We start from the raw sequence: 23,656 nt of genomic DNA on the forward strand, positions 1-23,656 counted from the left end.
GCCATGCAGGAGCGGGTCCGGTGAACATCGAGCTGCGGTCATTGTCCGGGCGGCACCCCGCGGCTCCCGCCGCGGCGCCGCCCGCACTGCGGGCGCTGGACCTGCACGTGGCGGCGGGCGAACAGGCCGCGGTGATCGGTCCTTCGGGCGCCGGCAAGACGACGCTGCTGCACCTGATGGCCTGCGCGCTCGCGCCTGCGGCCGGCAGTATCGAACTCGACGGCCGTGATCCGTGGCGGCTGCCTCGCCGCGAACTGCAGCGCCTGCGCGGCCGGCTGTTCCTGGCGCCTCAGGTGCCGCCGCTGCCGCCGCGCCAGCGTGTGGTGACCGCGGTGCTGGCCGGCCGGCTGCCCCGCATCGGGCTGTGGCAGGCGCTGCGCAGCCTGTTCTATCCGACCGGCATCGCGCAGGCGGACGCAGCGCTGGCGCGCTTCGACATGGCGGACAAGCTCTTCGCGCGCGTGGACCGCCTGTCCGGCGGCGAACGGCAGCGCGTGGGGCTGGCGCGCGGCCTGCTGTCGCAGGCGCAGCTGCTGCTCGTCGACGAGCCGTTGTCGGCCCTGGATCCGGCCCGCGCCGGGCTGGCCCTGGACACCCTCACGCAATGGGCGCGCGACAGCGGGGCGACGCTGGTGGCCACCCTGCACGACGTGCCGCTCGCGCTGCAGCACTTCCCGCGCATCATCGGCCTGCGCGGCGGTTCGCTGGCCTTCGACCTGCCCACCGCACAGGTGACGCCAGCCCTGTTGCGCGAGCTGTATGCGCAGGAGCCCGCGCAGGCTGATGCCCTCGGAGAGAGCACGGTCGAGGCGCGCCCTGTCGTGATGCACTGCCGCTGACCATGGCCGTCACCCTGCCACGCAAACCGGCGCAGCGCGATCCCGCCTGGGCGCATCGCCTGTTCTGGCTGCTGGCCGCGGCCGTGGTGTTGTGGCCCATGCTCGTGCTGACCGAATTCAAGCCCTGGCTGCTGCTGGCGCCCGGCAGCCTGGAGCCGGCGCTGCGGTTTCTCGCCGGCTTCGTGCCGCCGCGCATGGACGCGGAGTTCCTGGCGCTGGTGGCGCGGGAAACCTGGCGCACGGTGGCCATCGCCACGGCCGGCCTGACGCTGGCCATGGTGCTGGCGGTTCCGCTGACGCTGCTGTCGGTGCGCTCGCTCTCCATCTCCGGCCTGGCCGGCCGCATGGCGGCGCTGCCGGCGCTGCTGCGCTTTTCGGTGCGCGGCCTGCTCATCGTGCTGCGCAGCGTGCCGGAACTCATTTGGGCCCTGGTGTTCGTGCGCGTGGTCGGCCTGGGCGTCACGGCCGGCGTGCTCGCGATCGCGCTGACCTATGCCGGCATGCTGGGCAAGGTCTATGGCGAGATCCTGGAGAGCGGCGATGCCCATCCGACCGAAACGCTGCTGCGTAACGGCGCCGGCCGCATCCAGGCGTTCTTCTACGGCTTGCTGCCGCAGAACGCGGGAGAGCTCATCAGCTACACCGTCTACCGCTGGGAATGCGCCATCCGCTCGTCCGCCGTGCTCGGCTTCGTGGGCGCGGGCGGGCTCGGTCAGCAGATGGACGCGTCGATGAAGATGTTCAACGGCGCGGAGGTCAGCACCATGCTGCTGGTGTTCGTGCTGCTGGTCGCGGCCACCGACCGGTTGAGCGCCTGGCTGCGGCGCGCATTGGCCTGAGAGCCTCGACATGTCGAAGATCGAACCGCAACCCGCCGCCAACGAGGTCTACCGGCTGCCGCCGCCGCTGTTCGATGCGCGCTGCCGCGCCTGCTGGATGGTCGCTGCATTGGCGGCGCTGGTGGTGGCGAGCTTCTGGTCGCTCGACCTTCAGTGGGCACGCTTCTTCTCGATCGAGTCGCTGGCCCGCATGGGCCGCTTTGCCGGCGAGCTCGCAAGGCCGGCCCTCGGCCACGCATTCCTGCAGAAGCTGTTGCCGGCCGCGCTCGAGACGCTGGCGATGTCCGTGGTCGGCACCGTGCTGGCCGTCGTCGCCGGCCTGCTGCTCGCGCTGCCGGCCAGCAAGCTGCACGACGGCGATCCGGCGCGCTGGCGCGGACCGACGCGGCTGCTGCTCAACGCCTTGCGCAGCGTCCCGGAACTGATGTGGGCCGCGCTGCTGCTGATCGCAGCCGGTCTCGGGCCTTTCGCCGGCACGCTGGCGCTGGCGGTGCACACGTCCGGCGTGCTGGGCCGCCTGTTCGCCGAAAGCATCGAGAACGCGGCGCAGGGCCCCGCCTTCGCCCTGCGCGTGCGCGGCGTGCCGGAAGGGCGGGTGTTCCTCTATGCGACGCTGCCGCAGGTGCTGCCGCAACTGATGAGCTATGCGCTCTATCGGTGGGAGAACAACATCCGGGCGGCGGCCGTGCTGGGCGTGGTCGGCGCCGGCGGGCTGGGCCAGATGCTGGCCTTCCACCTGGGCCTGTTCCAGATGGGCGAGACCGGCACGGTGCTGCTGGCCATGATCGTGCTGGTCAGCCTGGTGGATGCTGCGAGCTACGTCGCGCGGCGCTTCATGGGGCGGTGAAACCGCGCTCTTCGGCGCCGCGAAAGCCCAGGCGGCGGCTCAAGGCATTGACGATCGACACGTCCCCGGTGGGGAAACCGGCCGTTCACCAGCGATGTACGGCAGGCCCGGGCGATCGCACTCGCATCGAATGAACTTTGGGTCCGCAGCCTCCCTGAAGCCGCATCATGTACGGCGTGAAACGCGCTTATAAAGGGCTTGTCCTCCATCAACGATTCTTGAGAGAGCGCGTATGAAGTCAGCAGGCTTGAAGGGGACCGTGTCCATCGAGCTGGTGCACGAGGCGATCCACGCAGCGGCGCTGAGGAACATGGACATCAGCAGCGTCCTCGAAAGCGCAAAGATCGATCGCGAGCTGTTGAACGCGCCGCGTGCGCGCATCTCGGCGGCTGCGTACTCGCGCATGTGGGTGGCGCTGGCCGACCTGATGGACGACGAGTTCTTCGGCCTGGACAGCCACGGGCTCCGCCGGGGCAGCTATGCGCTCATGACGCGCGCGGCGGTCAACGCCGACAACCTGGCGCATGCGCTTCGCCGGATCCTGAGGTTCCTCCACGCGACCTTGGACGACTTCCGCGGGGAGCTGGTCTGCGCCGGCGACGAGGCGCGCGTGATCCTGCATGACGGCGGCGTGCTGCGCCGGCTGTTCGGCTATGGCACCTGGTTCATCCTGGTCCACGGATTGGCATGCTGGCTCGTGCACAGGCGAATTCCCCTGCGCGAGATGCAGTTCCGATGCCCGCCTCCCGGCGATGACAGCCACTACCGCACGCGGTTTTGCGAGAACGTGAAATTCAACGGCGAGACCACGCACATCAGCTTCGCCAGCGATCTGCTGGAATCGAAGATTGCGGAGTCGCCCGCAACGGTCGACAACTTTCTGAGGGCGGCGCCGGCCAACTTGCTGGTCAAGTACCGCAATGACGCGAGCACCAGCGCACAGGTGCGCAACAGGTTGCGCAGCCAGGTGCCCGATGCGTGGCCGGAACTGGAAAAGCTCGCACAGGAACTCTGCATCTCCGGCACCACGCTGCAACGCCGCTTGCAGCAGGAGGGCGCGAGCTACCAGCGGGTGAAGGACGACCTGCGGCGGGACATCGCCATCGACCTGCTGTCGAGCGCTTCGCTGACGGTGGCCGAAGTTGCCGCCCGGACCGGATTCCAGGAAACCAGCGCTTTCCATCGCGCATTCAAGAAGTGGACGGGCGTCAGCCCGGGCGCCTATCGCTCGTCCGCGCCCGCGCCGGAATAAGCCAAACCTCCCGGTGTTCGGGCAAGGACGCCGGGCATGTCCGAACGCCCCATCCAGGTCGAGACGCTCGGGCATGGAAGTGGACCGCTTGCAGAACTAAGCTCCTTTCGCAATCGCATCTCGCGATAGCTGAACGTCAGGAGACAACATGCAGCAGATCGACAAGCAGGTCGATATCCACGCATTGGCAGGGCAATCGCGGTTCAACGGTTTTCGCCGGCTTGTGCAGGAATGAACCGAATGATGGCGTCGCCGCTGGATGCACAAGCGCTGCGAGGAGCGGTCGACTGGGCCATTGCCACCCGACGCAGCGTCAGGGCGTATTTGCCCAGGCCGGTGCCCAAAGAAGAGATCGAAGCGATCCTCTCGATCGCGCGCTACAGCGCCTCCGGCATGAACATGCAGCCTTGGCACGTGCATGTGCTGACCGGGACTGCAAAGGCCCGCCTGTCGGCTGCGATTGCCGCGCTCGATGACGATCCCGGCCGGTCGGGCGAACTGCTCGAGCCCTACGACTACTACCCGCGCGAATGGTTTTCCCCGTACCTGGAGCGGCGCCGCAAGGTCGGCTGGGACCTCTACGGTTTGCTCGGCATCGCCAAGGGCGACAAGCAGCGCATGCACCTGCAGCACGGGCGCAACTACCGCTTCTTCGATGCGCCCGTGGGCCTGTTCTTCACGGTGGACCGCAAACTCGAGGAAAGCAGCCTGCTGGACTACGGCATGTTCCTGCAGAGCGTGATGGTGGCCGCGCGCGGCCGCAACCTCCATACCTGTCCCCAGGCGGCCTTCCTGAAATTCCATCGCCAGATCGCGGACCTGCTGGACATTCCCGCCGGCGAGATGCTGGTCTGCGGCATGAGCCTGGGCTACGCCGACGCGTCGTCGGTCGAGAACTCGCTCGTCACCGAGCGCGAGCCGGTGTCCGCCTTCACGACATTTCACGACACCTCCAAGGAGACCACCGCATGAGCGCGCCATCCTATGCACAGGGCCTCGAACGCTGCGCGGCCAATCATGTGCCGCTCACGCCGCTGGGCTTTCTCGACCGCGCCGCCCTGGCGCATCCGCAACGTGTGGCGGTGGTGCACGGCAACCTGACGCGAACCTGGGCGCAGACGCGGGAGCGCTGCCATCGCCTGGCGTCGGCGCTGGCGATGCGGGGCATCGCGCCGGGCGACACGGTGTCGGTGCTCGCGCCCAACACGCCGGCCATGCTGGAGGCCCACTTCGGCATTCCGCTGGCCGGCGCGGTGCTCAACGCGATCAACCATCGCCTGGATGCCGAAGGCATCGCGTTCATCCTGCGCCACGGCGAGTGCAAGTTGCTGATGGTCGACCGCGAGTTCGCCGCCACGGTGGCCGCTGCCTTGAGGCTGCTCGACCGTGCGCCTGCAGTCATCGACATCAACGATCACCTCGCACCAGCTGGCGAACCCATCGGCGAGACGGACTACGAATCGCTGCTGGCGAGCGGAGACGCGGACTTCCCCGGCCGGTGGCCCAGCGACGAGTGGCAACCCATCGCCCTGAACTACACCTCCGGCACGACCGGAGACCCCAAGGGCGTGGTCGCCAGCCACCGCGGCACCTACCTCATGAGCCTGCTGCAGATCACGAACTGGGCGATGCCGCGGGCGCCGAAGTATCTGTGGACCCTGCCCATGTTCCACGCGAACGGATGGTGCTTCACCTGGGCCGTGACGGCGGCCGCAGGAACCCATGTCTGCCTGCGCCGGGTGTCCGCCGAGGCGGTGCTGGAGGCCATCGACCGCCACCAGATCGATCACCTCTGCGCGGCGCCCGTCGTGATGGCGATGCTCGCGGACGCGGCGAAAGACACCCGGCTGCCGCGTCCCGTGCGCGTGCTGACCGCCGGCTCTCCGCCGCCGCTCGCCGTGCTGAACGCGGTGCTGGCGATGGGCTTCGACGTGGAGCACGTCTTCGGCATCACGGAGGTTTCCGGCACGCCGGTGAGTTGCGTGTGGCAGGACGGCTGGGACGATCTGGCGCCCACCGAGCAGGGCGCGCTGCGGGTGCGCCAGGGCGTGCGCGCCGCCATGTTCGAAGGCCTCATGGTCGGCGACGCCGACACCCTCGAGGCCGTCGTGCCCGACGGCAAATCGGCAGGGGAGCTCATGCTGCGCGGCAACACCGTCATGATGGGCTACTTCAAGAACGAGGCCGCAACGCGCAAGGCGCTCGCCAGCGGCTGGTTCCGCACCGGCGACGTCGCGGTCCTGCACGCCAACGGGTATGCGCAGATCACCGACCGGTCGAAGGACGTGATCATCTCGGGCGGCGAGAACATCTCGTCGGTCGAAATCGAAGACGTCGTCCATGATCACCCGGCGGTCCTGCATGCCGCCGTGGTGGCGCAGCCCGACAGCAAGTGGGGCGAGGTGCCGTGCGTGTTCATCGAACTCAAGGCCGGTGTCGCCGCGCCCGCCGAGCAAGACATCATTGCGTTCTGCCGTGAGCGGCTGGCTCACTTCAAGTGTCCGCGCCGGGTGATCTTCACCCCCTTGCCGAAGACGGCCACCGGAAAAATCCAGAAGTTCCGCTTGCGCCAGCAGGCCGGAAGCCAGGACGCCATCACCCGGCTCGCAAGCCATGGCTGACTTCGAGGCCGCGGCCCTTGCGCCGGTCGGGCCCGGCTACCGCTTCTCGCGATCCCACACCTTCGACGAAGCGCAGTTGCGTGCCTTCGCGCTGGCCGCGGGAGACGAGAACCCCCTGCACCACGATGCGGCGTTTGCGCGGGGCACGCGCTTCGGCGAGCTGATCGCCAGCGCGACCCACACCACCTCGCTGCTGATGGGGCTGACCGCCAGCCACTTCGCCACGAAGGGGAAGGTGCTGGGAATGAACTTTTCGGTCGACCTGCTGCGTCCCGTGCGGGCGAGCGAGACGGTGCTCATCGAATGGCGCGTGACGTCGATGGCCGCGCATTCGAAGGGTGGCTGCGTCCTCGAATTGCAAGGGGCGATCAAGAGCGTGGACGACCGGACCAGCGTGCTCGCGCAGGGCACGGTGCTTTTCACGCCCGCCTCTTGAGCGCTTTCAGCGATCGCCGAGGCTGCAGGAAGCCATCGGCCACTCTGAGCGGGCGCGTGTCCATCGCGCCGCTGTATCAGGCTTCGAGGAAGAGATCTGCCACGGTCGATCGCAACCATCGATTGGCCGGGTCCTGCTGGTGGCGCTCGTGCCAATGCTGCTTGATCGAAAACGAACGGTTGAGCGCCTGGTGCGTGGCGACTCGGGTTTGTCCCGACGGCGCAAAGGTGCAAATGTCATCTGCGCTACAAACTCGACAACTCTGCGTCCATAGGATCTGCCAGTCGAAAGGAAATTCACAATGAGAGATCGGTTGGGTTTGTTTTTCGTCCGCGCCGGGACGTCTCTGGGAGTCTTGTCGAGCCGCGGTTGTCACGGCGGGGCAGGCGGCATCTGCACGAGCCTGATCTCGAAACCGGCCTAGCTTGGCGGCGACACATGCTTCCCGCCAAGGACCTCAACGCCTTCTTTGAACGATGCATCTGGCCACGCGCCCTGACGCAGGCCGAGCGAACGAAAGCGTTCGAAGCCCTGTACGTTCGTCATCATGAAGCGCACTCCTGTGTGTGCCAGCGTGACGAGATCGCCGACAGCTGGATTGGCGTGCTGGAGGGCTTTCTTCGTGTTCAGGACACCACGGCGGATGGCCGCCTGATCATGTTCACCGGGGTTGCATCCAGCGGGTGGATCGGCGAAGGATCGCTCCTGAAACCAGAGCACCGCAGGTACGAGGTCATGGCGACGCGACCGACCATTACCGTCCATCTGCCAAGGACCACGTTCTCCTGGCTGCTCGATCGAAGCATTCCGTTCAACCACTTCATGCTTTCGCATTTGAACGAGCGGCTTGCACAATTCATCGCGATGGTGAAGTTCGATCGACTGCTCGAGCCGACGGCGCGCGTCGCGCGTGGAATCTCCAGTCTCTTCCATCCGGTGCTCTATCCGAATACCGAGTCCACACTGCGAATCAACCAGGAAGAAATCGGATTGCTCGTCGGCATCTCGCGCCAGCGTGTCAACGTCGCATTGACCGAGCTGGAAACAGCGGGCCTGATTCAGCGGGGTTACGGCTACATCACCGTGATGGACAGGCAGGCACTTGCCAAGTACCCATAACGTGCGCCGCATGCCGAAACCGGAGGGTTTCTCCTTAGAAATCAGCGGCCTGAATGTCCGTCCCGGAACAGTTGGCCAAAGTCTCGCCTTTCAGAATCTCCTGGGCATTGCTCCATTTCGTTGCGATGCGCTTGGCTGAAAACCGACAAAGGAATAGAGACATGAACTTCTTATCCTCAAAGGCCTCATTGGCTCGCGCGAAGCTCCACGCGACAGCTGTCAGCATCGCGATGCTGACAGCTTGCGGCGGCGGTTCAGACAACCGTGGCGCGGTCCCCGTGCTGCTTCCCGGCCCCCAGCTGCGCAACCCGCAAGCCCTCCGTCCGCTGCGGTTGTGACGGCTCAAAAGGCTTGCAGCGACCTGACCGGAAAACCGTTGCAGGCGCCGCTCTAACGGCCGTGATGGTGGCTGCGACAGCAAGCGTTCCCGGGTACTGCAAGGTGGCCGGCACCATATCACCCGCGTTGAACTTTCAGATCTCCCTGCCAGAGGCATGGAACGGGAAGCTCTACTACCAAGGGGGTGGCGGCTACAACGGCGCCATCTCGCCGCCATCGACACCGGCGCTCAGCCAGGGCTACGCCGTGGCTGCCAGCGACTCCGGCCATCAGGACAACGCATTGAGCGCGAACTTTGCATTGACCGATACCTTTGCCGCCCAGCTGTTCGGCAGCCTCTCGGTGCCCACCGTGATGTCGACCGCAACGGAGACCCTGGCGACGGCCTACGGGACGTTGCCGGCCAAATCGTACTTCGAGGGCTGCTCGAATGGCGGACGAGAAGCATTGATGGCGGTGCAACGCTCGCCGAATCTCTTCGATGGCGTCATCGCGCGCGCACCCGCATACAACTGGGTCGGGTTCATGGGCGCCTTCAACCGAAACTCCAGTGTGCTTGCCGCTCCCGGCGGTGCATTCACCGCCGCGAAGACGGCGCTTCTGAGCAAGCATGTGCGAGACGCTTGCGATGGGCTCGACGGGGTCGCCGACGGCGTTGTGTCGAATCAGGCCGCATGCACGCCGGCGCTCGTGAATGTTGCCGCACTGCGCTGCGCAGGCGGAACGGATGCCGGCGATAGCTGCCTGTCGGACGCACAGCTCGACGTGGTGGCGTCTTGGACCACGGAAGCAACATTCACGGGTAGCGCTACCTTCCGGAATGCGGGCTGGAATCTGACTGGCAACGAAGACGACCCGGGCGCCTGGAGGACCTGGGTCAGTGGCGACGGCAATGTCACCGCGGCGCTGCAGTTTCTGTTTCAGGATACGACGGTCAAGAACTATCTCGCTCGCGACAGGACGGTCAATTCGCTGGCCTACACGCCTTGGGACCAGAATCAGAATGCGCTCTACGCCATGGCCGCGCTCAACGATGCGACCAACACGGACATCAGACCGTTCATCAACAGCGGCGGCAAGCTCATCTTGTGGCACGGCGGCAATGATTCCGCTCTCAGCGCGAAATCGACCGTCGAATACTACGGGAATATGCGAGGCTCGGTGGGCGCCGCGGCTGCCGATGCATCAACGCGTTTCTATGTGGCGCCAGGGGTCAACCATTGCAGCGGAGGACCGGGCGCCGATTCGTCGGATCTGCTGACAGCCCTTGACCGATGGGTGACAAAAAGCGAAGCACCTTCCACGTTGGTTGCAGAGAAGCGCGATCCAGACGGAACGGTGGCCTTGAGCCGGCCGCTGTGCCAATACCCGCAATATCCGCGATACACAGGTCCCGCCAATGATGCGGCCGCCTCGAAGTCGGCTGCCAATTACACCTGCAGCTCCTGAGTTGCGGCTGCGCTCCTTCCGAGCTGACCGCGCCGTTCGGCGCAAGCCCCCAGGCAGGTCATGCGAGTGTTTCGTCCTCGCGTACGGATCCTTGATCAGCAACTCACCGGGCGTGCCGTTGCGCCCCGGCGCGTTGAAGGTGCCGCTGTGCCAGAGGCCGCGTCGCGGGGCAGGGCAGGCGGCGTGTCGGCTGGCCGCTCGCATCGCGTGGTGAGAAGAGAAGAACCGCGCTGGTTCGTATCCGGAATCTCAGTGCGTCCCGATTACCGCCGCTCTGACGGGCTCGACCTGCCAGCCGCCGCCCAGCGCCTTGAATGCACTGACCGCCGCGCGCGCCGACTCCGTTTGCGCTTGCGCTCTTGCATCGGCCACGCGCAGCATGCTCTCGTCGGCCTGCAGCACTTCGATCAGGCTGACCACACCTCGCTGATAAGCCGCAAGCGACGCCCCTCGCGCCCGGCCGAGAGAGGCCTCCCCTTGCGCGAGCAGGGCGGCCTGCTCCTCGCGCTTGACCAGGGCGGAGAAGGTGTTCTCCACGTCCTCGGTCGCACGCAGCGCGGCGAGGCGGTAGGCTGCGAGCAGCTCCGCGTCCTGCCCCTTGGCAAGTTCGATCTGCGCGTCGATGCGCCCGAAGTCGAACAGCCGCCAGCGCAGGCCGAGCAGGGTCGCGGCCTGGCTGGCACCCCCGGTGAACAGGTTGCCGCTGGCCACCGACGTGGCGCTACCGATCGTTCCCGCGAGCGACAGCTTCGGGTAGTACTCGGCCACGGCCACGCCGATGCGCGCATTCGATGCCGCAAGGCGCCGCTCGGCGGCGATCAGGTCGGGCCGGCGCCGCAGCAATTCGGCAGGCGATCCGGCGGCGCTGATGCGCGGTGCAACGGGAATGGCTGCCGCCGTTGTCAGCTCGGCGCGGTGCGCGCCCGGCGCCGTGCCCAGCATCACGTCGAGCGCGTTCATGGCCGCGGCCTCGCCCGCCTCGAGCACTGGCACCGACGCCCGAACCTGCGCCAGCGCACCCTCGGCCTGGTGCAGCTGGAGCTCGGTGGCCAGCCCTTTGCCGTGGAGCAGGCCGATCTTCGCGAGCAGGTCCTGCTGCGTTGCGACTTGCCGGCGTGCAATGTCCAGGCGGGCCTGCAGGCCGCGCAGCGTGATGTAGATGTCGGCGGTCTGCGCGGCCACGGCCAGGCGCGTGGCGGCCGCGCCGGCCTCCGAGGCCTGGTAGTCGGCCAGCGCCGCCTCGCGCCCCCGGCGCAGGCCGCCGAAGATGTCCAGCTCCCAGCTGGCGCCGAGGTTCGCTTCGTAGGTGCTGCCGTGGCGATCGAAACCTGGCTGCGCGTTCAGCACCTGGCCCAGCGGCGTCTCCACCGACTGGTAGGCCCTGGCGGCCTGTCCGCCGAGATTGCCCGAAGGCAGCAGCGCCGCATTCGCCGCACCGAGCCCGGCCCGGGCCTGCGACACGCGGGCGGCGGCCTGCGCAAGATCGAGATTCTGCTGCAGCGCCCGTTCGACATAGCGGGCCAGTTGTGCGTCGCCGAAGCCGGTCCACCATGCTGCCAGCTCGGCGTTGGCGGTGGCCGATCGCTGGCCGAGGGCTGTCTCGCCGATGAAGCGGTCCGGCAGGCTTGGGGCCGGCCGGACATAGTCGGGCCCCACGGCGCAGCCTGCGAGCAGGCTGAACAGCAGGGGCAGGGCGAGGGTGCGTTGGGACATGGCTTTGTTCCGCGACGAGCGGCAGGAATAACGGAAAGGAGTTTGTGACTATAATTCAATTTAGTCACTTGTTGTTGATTGTTTGCGCGGGCGGTAAGCTCCGGACATGAGCAATGCAACTTCTTCTCCGCCGGCCGCGCGGGGACCGGCCGACCACGACGTGCGCGCGCAGATCGTCGTCGCGGCCACCGAGCACTTCAGCCAGTACGGCTACGAGAAGACCACGGTTTCCGACCTGGCCAAGGCCATTGGCTTCTCCAAGGCCTACATCTACAAGTTCTTCGAGTCCAAGCAGGCGATCGGCGAAATGATCTGCTCGAACTGCCTGCGCGAGATCGAGGCGGAGATCCGCGCGGCGGTCGACGGTGTCGACCGCCCGCCCGAGAAGCTGCGCCGCATGTTCAAGGCCGTCGTCGATTCGGGCCTTCGGCTGTTCTTCCAGGATCGCAAGCTCTACGAGATCGCCATCTCGGCGGCCAGCGAGCGCTGGCCGTCGGCCATCGCCCATGAAGAGTGCATCCGGCAGATCCTGCTCGAGTTGCTGAGGCAGGGGCGGGAGTCGGGTGACTTCGAGCGCAAGACGCCGATCGATGAGGCGGCGGCGGCCATCTACCTGGTCATGCACCCCTACATCAACCCTGTGATCCTGCAGCTCAGCTCCCATTACACGGACCAGGCGCCGGCCCAGCTGTCGGGACTGGTGCTGCGCAGTCTGTCGCCTTGAAACAATAATTTCTTTGTGACCATTGACTAAAATGGTCACTATTATCAGAATCGGGGTCCTGATCGATTCGTCAATGGGCCCCTCATGCACTCGCGTCGCTTCCTCACATTCGCCTTCGTCTGCGCCCTGCCGTTCGCGCTGGCCGCCTGCGACGACAAGGCCCCGCCCGATCCGCGCACCCAGACGTCGCTGGTGCGCGCCGCCACGGTCCAGGCCGCCGGGCCGGCGTCGCGCTCGTTCACGGGCACCGTCGCCGCGCGGGTTCAGAGCGACCTGGGCTTCCGCGTCTCCGGAAAGGTGCTGGAGCGCTTCGTGGACGCTGGCCAGACGGTCAGGCGCGGGCAGCTGCTCATGCGCATCGATCCGGTCGACCTGAGGCTGGCGGCGCGTGCGCAGCAGGAGGCCGTCAGCGCCGCACGGGCGCGTGCGAAGCAGGCCGGCGACGAGGAAGCACGCTACCGGGATCTGCGCGGCACCGGCGCCATTTCCGCCTCCGCGTACGACCAGGCCAAGGCGGCCGCGGATGCCGCGCAGGCCCAGCTCGGTGCGGCCGAGGCGCAATCCGAAGTTGCGCGCAATTCGAATCGCTATTCGGAACTCACCGCCGACGCGGACGGCACGGTGCTCGAGACGCTGGCCGAGCCCGGCCAGGTGGTTAACGCCGGTCAGCCGGTGGTCCGCGTGGCGCAGGCCGGGCGCAGGGAGGCCGTGGTCCAGTTGCCCGAAACGCTGCGACCGGCCATCGGCTCCGGCGGGCAGGCCACGCTGTTCGGCAAGGAAGGCGTTGCCGTGCCCGTCAAGCTCAGGCAGCTCTCCGATGCGGCCGACAAGCTCACGCGCACCTTCGAGGCGCGCTACGTACTCGAAGGCGAGCTCGCCAACGCACCGCTGGGCGCCACCGTGACGATCGACATCTCGGACGGCAAGCCGGCCCGGGCAGGAGGCGTCCAGGTGCCCATCAGCGCCTTGTTCGACACCGGCAAGGCGACGGGCGTCTGGGTCATCGGTGGCGATCCGTCGACGGTGCACTGGCAGCCGGTGGCCGTCGAGCGCCTGGACGGCGAGCGAGCGCTGGTGGCCGGGCAGCTCAAGCTGGGCGACCAGGTGGTCGCGCTCGGCGCGCACCTGCTGCGCGAAGGCGAGAAGGTGCGTGTCGCGGCCTCGGCCGCGACCCCCGCGGTGGGCGGAGCCCGCCCATGAGCGAAGGCCGCTTCAACCTGTCGGCGCTGGCCGTCCGCGAGCGATCCATCACGCTGTTTCTCATTGGCCTGATCTCGCTGGCGGGGCTGGTCGCGTTCTTCAAGCTCGGCCGCGCGGAAGATCCGGCTTTCACCGTCAAGGTGATGACGGTCATCACCGCCTGGCCCGGCGCGACGGCGCAGGAAATGCAGGACCAGGTCGCCGAGAAGCTCGAGAAGCGCCTGCAGGAGTTGCGCTACTACGACCGCACGGAGACCTACACGCGGCCCGGCCTGGCGTTCACGACCCTGACGCTGCTCGACAGCACGCCGCCGGCCCAGGTGCAGGAACAGTTCTACCAGGCGCGCAAGAAGCTCGGTGACGAAGCGGGCAGCCTGCCGGCCGGCGTGATCGGGCCGATGATCAACGACGAGTACGCGGACGTCACCTTCGCCCTGTTCGCACTCAAGGCCAAGGGAGAAGCGCAGCGCGTGCTGGTGCGCGATGCCGAGACGCTGCGCCAGCGCCTCTTGCATGTGCCGGGCGTGAAGAAGGTCAACATCGCGGGCGAGCAGTCGGAGCGCATCTACGTCGAGTTCGCGCACGACCGGCTGGCCACCTTGGGCATCGGGCCGCAGGACGTGTTCGCCGCGCTCAACAGCCAGAACGCGTTGAGCCCGGCCGGCTCTGTGGAAACCCGCGGCCCGCAGGTCTTCATTCGGCTGGACGGCGCATTCGACACGCTGCAGAAGATCCGCGACACACCCGTGGTCGCGCGGGGCCGCACCCTGAATCTGTCGGATGTGGCCACGGTCAGGCGCGGCTATGAAGACCCGGCCACCTTCATGATCCGCAACGGCGGCGAGCCAGCCTTGCTGATCGGCGTGGTCATGCGGGAGGGCTGGAACGGGCTCGACCTGGGCAAGGCGCTGGAGGTGGAAGCCCGCGCCATCAATGCCGAGCTGCCGCTGGGCCTGAGCCTCACCAAGGTCACGGACCAGTCGGTGAACATCAGTGCGTCGGTCGACGAGTTCATGGTCAAGTTCTTTGCGGCCTTGCTGGTCGTCATGCTGGTGAGCTTCCTGAGCATGGGCTGGCGCGCGGGCCTTGTGGTGGCCGCTGCGGTGCCGCTGACGCTGGCCGTGGTCTTCGTGGTGATGGCCGCGACCGGCAAGAACTTCGACCGCATCACGCTCGGCTCGCTGATCCTCGCGCTCGGCCTGCTGGTGGACGACGCCATCATCGCCATCGAGATGATGGTGGTGAAGATCGAGGAGGGCTACAGCCACGTGGCCGCGTCCGCCTACGCCTGGAGCCACACGGCGGCGCCGATGCTCTCGGGCACGCTGGTCACCGCCGTCGGCTTCATGCCCAACGGTTTCGCGCCGTCGACCGCGGGCGAGTACACGAGCAACATGTTCTGGATTGTCGGCATCGCGCTCATTGCATCGTGGGTGGTCGCCGTGGTGTTCACCCCCTACTTGGGCGTGAAGCTGCTGCCGAACTTCAAGAAGATCGAAGGCGGCCATGCCGCGATCTACGACACGCCGCGCTACAACCGGCTGCGCGGCGTGCTGGCACGCGTCATCGCGCGCAAGTGGCTGGTGGCGGGCGCGGTCGTCGGCCTCTTCGTGGTGTCGATCCTCGGCATGGGCGTGGTCAAGAAGCAGTTCTTCCCGATCTCCGACCGCCCCGAAGTCCTGGTCGAAGTGCAGATGCCCTACGGCAGCTCGATCACGCAGACCAGTGGCGCCACGGCCAAGGTCGAGGCCTGGCTGTCGACGCAGCCGGAGGCCCAGATCGTCACCTCGTACATCGGGCAGGGCGCGCCGCGCTTCTACTTCGCGATGGGGCCCGAACTGCCCGATCCGTCGTTCGCCAAGATCGTGGTGCGCACGGCCAGCCAGGAGGAGCGCGAGGCCCTGAAGCACCGGTTGCGCCAGGCCATTGCCGACGGCCTCGCGTCCGAGGCGCGGGTGCGCGTGACGCAGCTGGTGTTCGGCCCGTACTCGCCGTTCCCCGTGGCCTACCGTGTCAGCGGACCCGATGCGAACGAGCTGCGCAGGATCGCGGCCGAGGTGCGGCAGGTGATGGATGCCAGCCCGATGATGCGCACCGTCAGCACCGACTGGGGCACCCGCACGCCCACGCTGCACTTCACCCTGAAACAGGACCGCCTGCAGGCCGTCGGGCTGAGCTCTAGCGCGGTGGCGCAGCAGCTGCAGTTCCTCCTGAGCGGTGCGCCGGTGACCACCGTGCGCGAAGACATCCGCACCGTACAGGTGGTGGCCCGTTCGGCCGGCAGCACCCGGCTCGATCCCGCGAAGCTCGCGGACTTCACGCTCGCCGGTGCCGGCGGCCAGCGCATTCCGCTGTCGCAGGTCGGCGAGGTCGAGGTGCGCATGGAAGAACCCGTGATGCGGCGACGCGACCGCATGCCCACGATCACGGTGCAGGGCGACATCGCCGAGGGGCTGCAGCCCCCCGACGTGTCGACCGCGATCACCGCGCAGCTGCAGCCCCTGATGCAGAAGCTGCCGGCGGGCTACCGCATCGCCGAGGCTGGCTCGATCGAGGAATCGGAGAAGGCAACCCAGGCGATGCTGCCGCTGTTCCCGATCATGCTGGCGGCCACGCTGCTCATCATCATCTTCCAGGTGCGCTCCATGTCCGCGATGGTCATGGTGTTCCTCACGAGCCCGCTCGGGCTGATCGGCGTCGTGCCGACCCTGCTGCTGTTCCAGCAGCCCTTCGGCATCAATGCGCTCGTGGGGCTCATCGCGCTGTCGGGCATCCTGATGCGCAACACGCTGATCCTGCTCGGGCAGATCCACCACAACCAGCAGGAGGGGCTCGATCCGTTCCATGCGGTCGTCGAGGCGACCGTGCAGCGTGCGCGGCCCGTGATCCTGACGGCGCTGGCGGCGATCCTCGCGTTCATTCCGCTGACGCATTCGGTGTTCTGGGGCGCGCTGGCGTACACGCTGATCGGCGGCACTTTCGCGGGGACGATCCTGACGTTGGTGTTCCTGCCGGCGATGTATTCGATCTGGTTCAGGATCAAACCCGGCAACGCGACGCAGCCCGCGCACTGACGCGCCTCATCCCCATTCATCAAGATCGAAGGAATTGCCATGTCGAGTTCATCAGTCGTTGTCGTGACGGGCGCGTCCTCGGGCATCGGACGCGCCGCCGCCGAGATGTTCGTGGCGCGCGGCTGCCGGGTGTTCGGCACCGCGCGCGACCTGCGCAAGGCACCCGCGCTGCCCGGTGTCGAGTTCGTCGAGATGGACGTTCGCGAAGAAGGCTCGGTTCAGGCGGGCATCGAATCCATCATCGACCGGGCCACGCGCATCGACGTGCTGGTCAACAACGCGGGAATGATGATGATCGGCGCGGTCGAGGAAACCGCGACGGCCGAGGCCGCGGAACTGTTCGACACCAACGTCTTCGGCATGCTTCGCACGACGCGCGCCGTGTTGCCATACATGCGCCAGCAGCGCCGCGGGCGGATCGTTAACGTGAGTTCGGTGCTCGGCGTGCTTCCGGCGCCATACATGGGGCTGTATTCGGCCACCAAGCACGCGGTGGAAGGGCTGTCGGAATCGCTGGACCACGAGGTGCGCCAGTTCGGCATTCGCGCGACGCTGGTACAGCCGGCCTTCACCCGGACGAACCTCGATGCCAACGCACCCCGTGCCAGGGCGCGGATCGCGGACTATGACCGCGAACGCGACCTGGTGGCGCTCTCCGTGGCCGACAGCGTGAACAGTGCGCCCGAGCCGCACGGCGTGGCGGGCACCATCGTCGAGGCGGCGCTCGACCCATGGCGCATGCGCTGCACCCCGCCAGGGGAGGCGTCTCTCCTGACGAAATTGCGGCGCTTCATGCCGGCGGGTCCGGTGGACGCGAGCCTGAGAAAAAAGCTCGGACTCGGCGCTTCCTGAGCAGCAGCTCGCCGTACAAACGAAGGAAGGAGAGCATCGTGGACAGCCTGGATCTCCTGCGCACCTTCAGCGAGGTGGCCTCTTCCGGAAGCTTCTCCCGCACCGCCAAGCATCTGGCGCTGTCGAGGGGGACCGTCAGCAAGTACATCGCGGCCCTCGAGCGCCGCTTCGGCGTGCGGTTGCTGAACCGGACCAGCCGCGCCGTCAGCCTCACCGACGCAGGCCTCTTGCTGCTCGACAGGAGCAGGCCAATATTGGAACTGGCCGATGCGACACGCGCCGAACTTCAGGACCGCGCGCGGGTCCCGAGCGGGCGCGTGCGCATCTCGGCGCCTTACGGCATGGAACTGACGGAATTGCCGGCACTGATCAACGTCTTTCTTGGCCACTATCCGGAGGTCAGCATCAGTCTCATGCTCACGAACCGCATGGTCGATCTTGCGGAGGAGGGCGTCGACATCGCGCTTCGCTTCGGCGCGTCGGCCAACGACAACCTGATCGTTCGAAAACTGGTGTCGATGGAGCTCACTGTCTGTGCAGCTCCCGTCTACTGGCGCAAGCATGGCGTGCCTGCCCGTCCGGGCGAACTTGCGCATCACGTCGCGCTGTTCAGCAGCCATTTGAATCCGCTGCCAAAGTGGCGCTTCGAAGTCGACGGTCAGCCACTCGAAGTCGCGGTCCGTGGACGGTTGGATGCAACGGAAGCCAGCCCGCTGATCCAGGCGGCACTGCTTGGCGCAGGCGTCGTCTACCTGCCCTCGGTGATGCTCGAGCCCTACGTCCAGAGCGGGCGACTGGTGCCCGTGCTGTCGGAGTTCGTCCGCAGCGACATGTGGCTGTCGGCCGTCTATCTGCAGCGCCGGCACAGTACGGCAGTGCACCGAGCCCTGTTGGATTTTCTTGCGAGCCGGTTGAAGCCTGCAGGGTCGAAAATCAATATCGGGACTCAGCCGGAGGCACCGAGCCGAGATGAGAGATCGGCCCTCGGAAGCGTCAACCGTTCCTAGCTTTCATGCGGCCCTGACGATACGCTCGGCTTCTTGACGGCGGAGACCGCGCTACGTCGTCTTTCAAGCTCGAAAAGGAAACGCGAACCCGGGCCGGACCGGGCCGGGAAATTGCGGTTGATGGCACTGATAGTGAGCTGTTCAGTCCGACTCGACGCGCCAGGCCCGGCGTTGATGCAAGCGCTGCAGCCAGGTTCGACGGCTCTGATCCCCTACATGCCCGCCGCGTTCGTCGTGCGAGACAGAGGATTCAAGGCGCTCAGTGCCAAGGCAACGGAACCGAGGACAGGATAATGGTGACGAGGAGCAACCGATACTGGCGCCCGCCAACAAACGATGTTCCGCCGCGCCAGCTATTCTGCAAGAGCACAACGACTGGTTGGGTGATTCGAAGCGAAGGCGTACCTAGACAACGGTGCCGGTTTCTGACGAACCAGTGCGCGTTGGTGTAGAGCGCCGTCGGAGAGTAGAGATTGAAGGGCCGACCTTTCCGAAGGACAGCGGCTCCGCGTTGAAGCGCTGAACAAAGTGCGAAATCCAGAACCGCACCGTGCTCGTCCACGTCGATACGGCCACCAAAGCCAGGCGAGTGGCGTCCTGGGTCGAACAGTGCCTTCTTGCGATAGACCCATGAGCTGATGTTAACGATCTCTGATCTGCCGACGGCGAAACTCCATCGACGTACATTCGGCCTCGCGCTTGAAGAACTTGACGAAATTGGACAGGTCGTTGAAGCCAATGCGTTCGGCAATGTCCGAGACAGACAGTTCCGTGTGCGCCAACAGCCGCTTGGCCTCCAGAACGATCCGCGCGGAGATGAAGGCCTTGGGATTCATGCCCGCCGAGTCCATCGTGGCGCGGGCAAGGCTTTTCTCGGAGCATCCCATGCGCTCGGCATACCGGGACGCATGATGCCAAGCGGCGAAGTGCTTCTCCACGAGCAGCTCAAACTCCTTGAAACGTTGCGACGCAGGACTTCGGGCCGCACCACGTGTTTCGTTCTGCGCATGGATGATGCGAATTCTCGTCAGCAATGCACAGAGCTGGTAACGCAGTAGTGCGTGCATGTCTTCTGCCGCTGCGCCCATTCGCGAGTCGTCGTGCATCTGCGCGATCGCGCGGGTAACCATGGCCGCTTCAGTGTCGGCCGGCACCAGATGGGTTGGCAGTCCGTCCAGGTCGGAAGCGCCGGTTTGACCGACCTCGATCAGGGACGAAGGCAACAGAAACTCAGATCGAAACAGGACCAGCCATCCGTCCCAATCTTCGTCGGATCCGAAGCTATGGGCCATGCCCTGTCGAATCAACAGCAACGAGCCTGGCGCACAGGGGACCGACTCGAAGTCCACCAGTTGCGTGCAAACGCCACGGGTGACGCAGAGCAGCGTTAGGAATGCATACCGATGCGTTGAACCTAGGATCTCGGTGCCCACCCGCCGCCGCAGGTCGGACACGCGAAAGATTTCCAGATCGAGTGGATAGTCTCCGTCCGGCTGATAGTCAAGGCGCTGAATCTCGAGGACGCGCCGTCCCTTTTTAGTCATCGCTCGATTCGCTTAGCGGAAGCTGCTTGGCCTGATGTCCAATATTGGCAACCATTAGACCACTCTCGACCGTGACCTACCCGGAACCAAGTCCGACAATTGCAACCAAGCAAACGAAAGGACGCACCATGAACGGCAACGCCAAGGAGATCTCCACGACCCTTCTCGCCATCGAGAAGGAGATCAACGAACGCTGGAACAAGGGCGACGTCGACGGGGCCCTGGAGATATACAGCGACGATGTCACCTACTTCGACCCGATGACTGAGACGCGGTTGGAAGGCCGCAAGACCGTGGAGGTCTATTTCCGCCAGTTTTTCGAAGGCAAGCTCAACATCCTGCGCAACGACTTCCTGAACCCGCAGGTGATCGCGAGCGAAGCTGGTGACATGGCGCTGGTGAGCTACAACCTGGTCAACCACGTTTCCGACGGACGAGGTGGCGAGAAGCTCGGAAGTCCCTGGAACGCCACCATGGGCTACCGCAAGATCGACGGGCGCTGGCGCGCCGTGCATGTGAATTGGTCGTTCACGCGCCATCCGGCGGCCATGCAAGGGCTGATGGCCTGAGCGCAGCCACTGCCGGCCGTGCGCATCAAGAGCGCGGCCGGGTCTGACCCTGCAGTCGTCCCCACGATCGTGATCTTCAAGAATAATGCGGAGGTCAATGTATTGGCTCATCACCTGAGCAGGATCGAGCAGTCATGTCCAGACCCGCGCGCCGAGCGCTCGCCGCCACAGCCCCCAGAACCGAGCCAAGTTGGCGAGAACAGGAACACCTGCTTCTCGGCGAAGTGATGCGCCTTGTAGGCAAGAGCTTGGCCCCCGACGTCGTCTTTCGGGAAATGCTCCATCTCATGTCCGAGCTTCTCGGTCTGAATCGGGGACGGGTTGTGCTCCTGGACTCCTTCGAAAAGGGAAGCGACCGCTCGTCGCCATTCGAAGAGGCTTCGATCCACTTTGCATACGGTTTGACGAAGGCCGAGATGTCACGTGGCCGGTATGTGGTCGGAGAGGGCATCACGGGAGCGGTCCTGTCCACCGGCCAGACGAGCATTGTGCAAAGCATCGATGCCGACCCTCGGTTCCTCAACCGTGCCGTCGAACGCTCGCGGCTGCCTCAAGAGACGGTCGCGTTCATTGCGGTGCCCATCGAACTGGGCAATACAACCATTGGCGTCCTCGCGGCACACCGCATCCGGCGCAGGAATCGAGCGCTCAGTGAGGACGTTGCCGTTCTCCGCCTGTTGGCAACGCTGTCGGGGCAGCTTCTGCAATTGCGCCAACTGATTCAGGCGCAGACGAGAGAACTCGAATCCAAGAATGCCTTGCTGAGCCAGGCGCTCGAGTCGGCGACCGCTCGCTACGGCATCATCGGGCGTTCGCCTGCGCTGCTGCGCGCACTCGCCGAACTCGAACGGGTGTCGCACGCTTCGGCCAGCGTTCTGCTTCTCGGCGAGTCAGGCACGGGCAAGGAACTGTTTGCACGAGCGCTCCACCTCGCCAGTGCGCGACATGACGGACCGTTCATCAAGGTCAATTGCGCTGCCATCCCTGAGACGCTGTTTGAATCGGAACTGTTCGGCCATGAGAAGGGCGCATTCACCGGAGCGTCGACCTCGCGCGCGGGGTGGTTCGAACAGGCGGATCAGGGAACGATCTTCCTCGACGAGATCGGCGAGATGCCGCTCGCCATGCAGGCTAAGCTGTTGAGGACCCTCCAGGAAGGAACCATCATCCGCCTGGGCGCCAAGCGAGAGATGCCCATCAATGTGCGTGTGGTTGCGGCCACCAACCGGGACCTCGCCGTCGAAGTGGCAAGCGGCAATTTTCGGCAAGACCTGTTCTATCGCCTCAATGTCATTCCGATCAGCCTGCCGTCTCTCGCGCAGCGCCGCGAGGACATACGGCCGCTTGCGCTGCATTTCCTGAACAAGACCAACCAGCAGAACCAGCGCAATGTCCACTTCTCGCCGCAGGCACTCGACGCACTGGAGGAACAGACGTGGCCGGGGAACATCCGTGAACTCTCCAACGTCATCGAGCGCACGGTTCTGCTCACCGATCAAGCGATCGTTTCTCGCAAAGAAATCGAGACTTGGCTCCCCGGAACCCACACCGGCACGACCACCGTCCGCAAGCGCGACACCCATCCTGTCAACCCGGGCGCCTCGGGAGCGCCCTTGGTGAGGGAGTATCGGCCGCACAGTTCTCACGACGCCGAGGACCTGCGCGATGCGATGCGGCTTCATGGTGGAAACCAGTCTCGTGCCGCGCAGTCTCTTGGCCTGACTCCCAGGCAGTTCGGCTATCGATGGCGCAGGCTTGCTGCGCAAGAGAGCACCTAGCCGAAGCCGCAATGGCGAAATGCGGTGCCGTGCGTCGCCATGCGCGGCTACAGCCCGTTGATGGGGATCTTGAGGTAGCGTACACCGTTGGCTTCCATCGGAGGTAGCTCGCCACCACGGATGTTCACCTGGATGGCCGGCAAGATCAGCGCGGGCATGCCCAGCGTTGCGTCGCGGCGCTGGCGCAGCTCAACGAACTGATCCTCGCTGATACCTTCGCGCAGGTGAATGTTCGCGCTGCGCTGCTCTGCGACCGTCGTCTCGGCGCGTGATTCGCGACCGGCAGGCGGATAGTCGTGGCACATGAAGAGCCGCGTCGAGGGTGGCAGGGCCAGAATCCTCTGCGCCGAGCGGTACAGGCTGCGCGCGCTGCCACCCGGGAAATCGCAGCGCGCACTCCCGACATCCGGCATGAACAGGGTGTCTCCCACGAAAGCAAGCTGCGGCATGCCGTCGTCGGCTTCGATCACGTAGGCCACGTCCGCCGGGGTATGGCCGGGCACGTGCATGGCCCGAGCCCGAAGCGGGCCGATGCAGAACACCTCGTCGGGTTCGAACAGCCGTCCAAACTGCGAAGCGTCAGGCTCAAGCTCCGTCGGCAGGTGAAAGACCTTCTGGAATGCGCTCTGCACGACACGAATGCCAGCGCCGATCGCAACGACGCCCCCCAGGTGCGCTTGGAGGTAAGGCGCGGCCGAGAGATGGTCCGCGTGGGCATGCGTCTCGAGGATCCACTCGACCTGGAGGCCATGCGCCCGCACGAACCCGATCACGGCATCGGCCGACTGCGTTCCCGTCCTGCTGGCCTTGGGCTCGAAGTCGAGCACCGAGTCGATGATGGCGCATGCACCGCCATCCTCGACGTACAGAACGTAGGTGAATGTGCAGGTGTCCAGGTCGAAGAACGCGTGGACCAGAGGTCGAGGAGATTCGATCATGGACCCATCGCTCTGGCGCTTCAGGAGGAACGGGCGCTGCAGCTCATTCGCTCAGTATTGCTTGTAGGGAAGGAACTTGCCGCTCATCACGATGCGGACGCGATCACCCGCAGGGTCTGCCTCCCGCTGGAGGTCCATCTTGAAGTCGATCGCGCTCATGATGCCGTCACCGAATTCCTCGTGGATGAGCGCCTTGAAAGTCGTGCCGTAGACGTTGACCATCTCATAGAAGCGATAGATCAGCGGGTCGGTCGGTACCGCAGTGGGCAGTGACCCCTTGTACGGCGTGACCATCAGCCACTTCGCTTCCTCGTCGGACAGGCCGAAGATCTCTGCAAGCGTGCCAGCCTGTTCCTTGTTCAGCGTCATCTGACCCAGGCACGCGGACGTGACCCATTCCTTGCTGAGTCCCACCTTGGCCGCGATCTCCGACCACTTCAGGCCCTTGGAAACCTTGCTCGCGATGATCTTCTCGGTAACGTCGATACGGTTCATGAGTATTCCTTCAATGAGAGG

21 protein-coding genes and 1 pseudogene are annotated in these 23,656 nt (G+C 65.7%); 17 read left to right on the top strand and 5 right to left on the bottom strand.

Going from position 1 to position 23,656, the window contains the following annotated elements; translation table 11 throughout:
• Nucleotides 1-20 precede the first annotated feature (20 nt).
• From VAPA_RS10875 to VAPA_RS10915, 10 genes are all read left to right on the top strand, one after another.
• Nucleotides 21-839 (top strand): phosphonate ABC transporter ATP-binding protein, encoded by an 819-nt coding sequence (locus tag VAPA_RS10875; protein ID WP_021006823.1) that lies wholly within the window; start codon nt 21-23, stop codon nt 837-839.
• Between the two features lie 2 nt (nt 840-841).
• On the top strand, nt 842-1,678 hold the full coding sequence (locus VAPA_RS10880) for a PhnE/PtxC family ABC transporter permease (protein WP_021006824.1): 837 nt from the start codon (nt 842-844) through the stop codon (nt 1,676-1,678).
• 10 nt (nt 1,679-1,688) lie between these two features.
• Nucleotides 1,689-2,525, top strand: coding sequence for a phosphonate ABC transporter, permease protein PhnE (phnE, locus tag VAPA_RS10885; RefSeq protein ID WP_021006825.1), 837 nt, complete (start codon nt 1,689-1,691; stop codon nt 2,523-2,525).
• A 232-nt stretch (nt 2,526-2,757) separates the two neighbouring features.
• On the top strand, nt 2,758-3,777 hold the full coding sequence (locus VAPA_RS10890; protein ID WP_021006826.1) for an AraC family transcriptional regulator: 1,020 nt from the start codon (nt 2,758-2,760) through the stop codon (nt 3,775-3,777).
• Nucleotides 3,778-4,008: 231 nt separating this feature from the next.
• Nucleotides 4,009-4,749: a nitroreductase gene (locus tag VAPA_RS10895; protein WP_041946081.1), complete on the top strand. Its 741-nt coding sequence runs from the start codon at nt 4,009-4,011 to the stop codon at nt 4,747-4,749.
• Entirely contained in the window at nt 4,746-6,398 is a 1,653-nt protein-coding gene (locus VAPA_RS10900) for an AMP-binding protein (RefSeq protein WP_021006828.1), read from the top strand. Before VAPA_RS10895 ends, VAPA_RS10900 begins: the two co-directional genes overlap by 4 nt.
• The gene (locus tag VAPA_RS10905) at nt 6,391-6,834 is read left to right on the top strand and encodes a MaoC family dehydratase (protein WP_021006829.1); all 444 of its coding nucleotides are present in this window, start codon (nt 6,391-6,393) and stop codon (nt 6,832-6,834) included. The genes VAPA_RS10900 and VAPA_RS10905 overlap by 8 nt, the downstream gene beginning before the upstream one ends.
• A gap of 438 nt (nt 6,835-7,272) precedes the next feature.
• A complete protein-coding gene (locus tag VAPA_RS10910) occupies nt 7,273-7,953 on the top strand; it encodes a Crp/Fnr family transcriptional regulator (protein WP_021006831.1) in 681 nt (226 codons plus the stop codon).
• 161 nt (nt 7,954-8,114) lie between these two features.
• Nucleotides 8,115-8,291: a hypothetical protein gene (locus VAPA_RS35135; protein WP_230558992.1), complete on the top strand. Its 177-nt coding sequence runs from the start codon at nt 8,115-8,117 to the stop codon at nt 8,289-8,291.
• A gap of 127 nt (nt 8,292-8,418) precedes the next feature.
• On the top strand, nt 8,419-9,741 hold the full coding sequence (locus VAPA_RS10915; RefSeq protein ID WP_230558993.1) for a tannase/feruloyl esterase family alpha/beta hydrolase: 1,323 nt from the start codon (nt 8,419-8,421) through the stop codon (nt 9,739-9,741).
• Between the two features lie 249 nt (nt 9,742-9,990).
• On the opposite strand, the gene VAPA_RS10920 is transcribed toward VAPA_RS10915, so the two are convergent.
• The gene (locus tag VAPA_RS10920; RefSeq protein ID WP_021006833.1) at nt 9,991-11,454 is read right to left on the bottom strand and encodes an efflux transporter outer membrane subunit; all 1,464 of its coding nucleotides are present in this window, start codon (nt 11,452-11,454) and stop codon (nt 9,991-9,993) included.
• Nucleotides 11,455-11,560: 106 nt separating this feature from the next.
• On the opposite strand from VAPA_RS10920, the gene VAPA_RS10925 reads away from it, so the two are divergent.
• From VAPA_RS10925 to VAPA_RS10945, 5 genes are all read left to right on the top strand, one after another.
• The gene (locus tag VAPA_RS10925; protein WP_021006834.1) at nt 11,561-12,178 is read left to right on the top strand and encodes a TetR/AcrR family transcriptional regulator; all 618 of its coding nucleotides are present in this window, start codon (nt 11,561-11,563) and stop codon (nt 12,176-12,178) included.
• An 84-nt stretch (nt 12,179-12,262) separates the two neighbouring features.
• Nucleotides 12,263-13,378: an efflux RND transporter periplasmic adaptor subunit gene (locus VAPA_RS10930; RefSeq protein WP_021006835.1), complete on the top strand. Its 1,116-nt coding sequence runs from the start codon at nt 12,263-12,265 to the stop codon at nt 13,376-13,378.
• Entirely contained in the window at nt 13,375-16,452 is a 3,078-nt protein-coding gene (locus tag VAPA_RS10935; protein ID WP_021006836.1) for an efflux RND transporter permease subunit, read from the top strand. Before VAPA_RS10930 ends, VAPA_RS10935 begins: the two co-directional genes overlap by 4 nt.
• 39 nt (nt 16,453-16,491) lie before the next feature.
• The gene (locus tag VAPA_RS10940) at nt 16,492-17,304 is read left to right on the top strand and encodes an oxidoreductase (RefSeq protein WP_021006837.1); all 813 of its coding nucleotides are present in this window, start codon (nt 16,492-16,494) and stop codon (nt 17,302-17,304) included.
• Between the two features lie 38 nt (nt 17,305-17,342).
• A complete protein-coding gene (locus VAPA_RS10945) occupies nt 17,343-18,311 on the top strand; it encodes a LysR family transcriptional regulator (protein WP_021006838.1) in 969 nt (322 codons plus the stop codon).
• Here VAPA_RS10945 and VAPA_RS35535 read toward each other — a convergent pair.
• Together VAPA_RS35535 and VAPA_RS10950 are read right to left on the bottom strand one after the other, a co-directional pair.
• On the bottom strand, nt 18,308-18,520 hold the full coding sequence (locus VAPA_RS35535; RefSeq protein WP_155248109.1) for a hypothetical protein: 213 nt from the start codon (nt 18,518-18,520) through the stop codon (nt 18,308-18,310). The two genes, VAPA_RS10945 and VAPA_RS35535, sit on opposite strands and share 4 nt — an antisense overlap.
• Nucleotides 18,521-18,952: 432 nt before the next feature.
• On the bottom strand, nt 18,953-19,855 hold the full coding sequence (locus tag VAPA_RS10950) for an AraC family transcriptional regulator (protein WP_021006839.1): 903 nt from the start codon (nt 19,853-19,855) through the stop codon (nt 18,953-18,955).
• 128 nt (nt 19,856-19,983) lie between these two features.
• On the opposite strand from VAPA_RS10950, the pseudogene VAPA_RS10955 reads away from it, so the two are divergent.
• Together VAPA_RS10955 and VAPA_RS10960 are read left to right on the top strand one after the other, a co-directional pair.
• A pseudogene (locus VAPA_RS10955) lies at nt 19,984-20,376 on the top strand (YybH family protein); the annotation flags it as partial.
• A gap of 182 nt (nt 20,377-20,558) precedes the next feature.
• Entirely contained in the window at nt 20,559-22,202 is a 1,644-nt protein-coding gene (locus VAPA_RS10960) for a sigma-54 interaction domain-containing protein (RefSeq protein ID WP_021006841.1), read from the top strand.
• A gap of 47 nt (nt 22,203-22,249) precedes the next feature.
• On the opposite strand, the gene VAPA_RS10965 is transcribed toward VAPA_RS10960, so the two are convergent.
• The gene (locus tag VAPA_RS10965; RefSeq protein ID WP_021006842.1) at nt 22,250-23,140 is read right to left on the bottom strand and encodes an MBL fold metallo-hydrolase; all 891 of its coding nucleotides are present in this window, start codon (nt 23,138-23,140) and stop codon (nt 22,250-22,252) included.
• 51 nt (nt 23,141-23,191) lie between these two features.
• Nucleotides 23,192-23,635 (bottom strand): cyanase, encoded by a 444-nt coding sequence (cynS, locus tag VAPA_RS10970; protein WP_021006843.1) that lies wholly within the window; start codon nt 23,633-23,635, stop codon nt 23,192-23,194.
• Between the last annotated feature and the right edge of the window lie 21 nt (nt 23,636-23,656).

The organism is Variovorax paradoxus B4 (assembly GCF_000463015.1).
GTDB lineage: Bacteria > Pseudomonadota > Gammaproteobacteria > Burkholderiales > Burkholderiaceae_C > Variovorax > Variovorax paradoxus_E.

Excerpts from the sequence above, each read along its gene's own strand:
- VAPA_RS10880 (WP_021006824.1), top strand. The coding sequence starts at position 842 with ATGGCCGTCACCCTGCCACGCAAACCGGCGCAGCGCGATCCCGCCTGG.
- phnE (WP_021006825.1), top strand. The coding sequence starts at position 1,689 with ATGTCGAAGATCGAACCGCAACCCGCCGCCAACGAGGTCTACCGGCTG.
- VAPA_RS10890 (WP_021006826.1), top strand. The coding sequence starts at position 2,758 with ATGAAGTCAGCAGGCTTGAAGGGGACCGTGTCCATCGAGCTGGTGCAC.
- VAPA_RS10895 (WP_041946081.1), top strand. The coding sequence starts at position 4,009 with ATGAACCGAATGATGGCGTCGCCGCTGGATGCACAAGCGCTGCGAGGA.
- VAPA_RS10900 (WP_021006828.1), top strand. The coding sequence starts at position 4,746 with ATGAGCGCGCCATCCTATGCACAGGGCCTCGAACGCTGCGCGGCCAAT.
- VAPA_RS10905 (WP_021006829.1), top strand. The coding sequence starts at position 6,391 with ATGGCTGACTTCGAGGCCGCGGCCCTTGCGCCGGTCGGGCCCGGCTAC.
- VAPA_RS10910 (WP_021006831.1), top strand. The coding sequence starts at position 7,273 with ATGCTTCCCGCCAAGGACCTCAACGCCTTCTTTGAACGATGCATCTGG.
- VAPA_RS35135 (WP_230558992.1), top strand. The coding sequence starts at position 8,115 with ATGAACTTCTTATCCTCAAAGGCCTCATTGGCTCGCGCGAAGCTCCAC.
- VAPA_RS10920 (WP_021006833.1), bottom strand. The coding sequence starts at position 11,454 with ATGTCCCAACGCACCCTCGCCCTGCCCCTGCTGTTCAGCCTGCTCGCA.
- VAPA_RS10925 (WP_021006834.1), top strand. The coding sequence starts at position 11,561 with ATGAGCAATGCAACTTCTTCTCCGCCGGCCGCGCGGGGACCGGCCGAC.
- VAPA_RS10930 (WP_021006835.1), top strand. The coding sequence starts at position 12,263 with ATGCACTCGCGTCGCTTCCTCACATTCGCCTTCGTCTGCGCCCTGCCG.
- VAPA_RS10935 (WP_021006836.1), top strand. The coding sequence starts at position 13,375 with ATGAGCGAAGGCCGCTTCAACCTGTCGGCGCTGGCCGTCCGCGAGCGA.
- VAPA_RS10940 (WP_021006837.1), top strand. The coding sequence starts at position 16,492 with ATGTCGAGTTCATCAGTCGTTGTCGTGACGGGCGCGTCCTCGGGCATC.
- VAPA_RS10950 (WP_021006839.1), bottom strand. The coding sequence starts at position 19,855 with ATGACTAAAAAGGGACGGCGCGTCCTCGAGATTCAGCGCCTTGACTAT.
- VAPA_RS10960 (WP_021006841.1), top strand. The coding sequence starts at position 20,559 with ATGTCCAGACCCGCGCGCCGAGCGCTCGCCGCCACAGCCCCCAGAACC.
- VAPA_RS10965 (WP_021006842.1), bottom strand. The coding sequence starts at position 23,140 with ATGATCGAATCTCCTCGACCTCTGGTCCACGCGTTCTTCGACCTGGAC.
- cynS (WP_021006843.1), bottom strand. The coding sequence starts at position 23,635 with ATGAACCGTATCGACGTTACCGAGAAGATCATCGCGAGCAAGGTTTCC.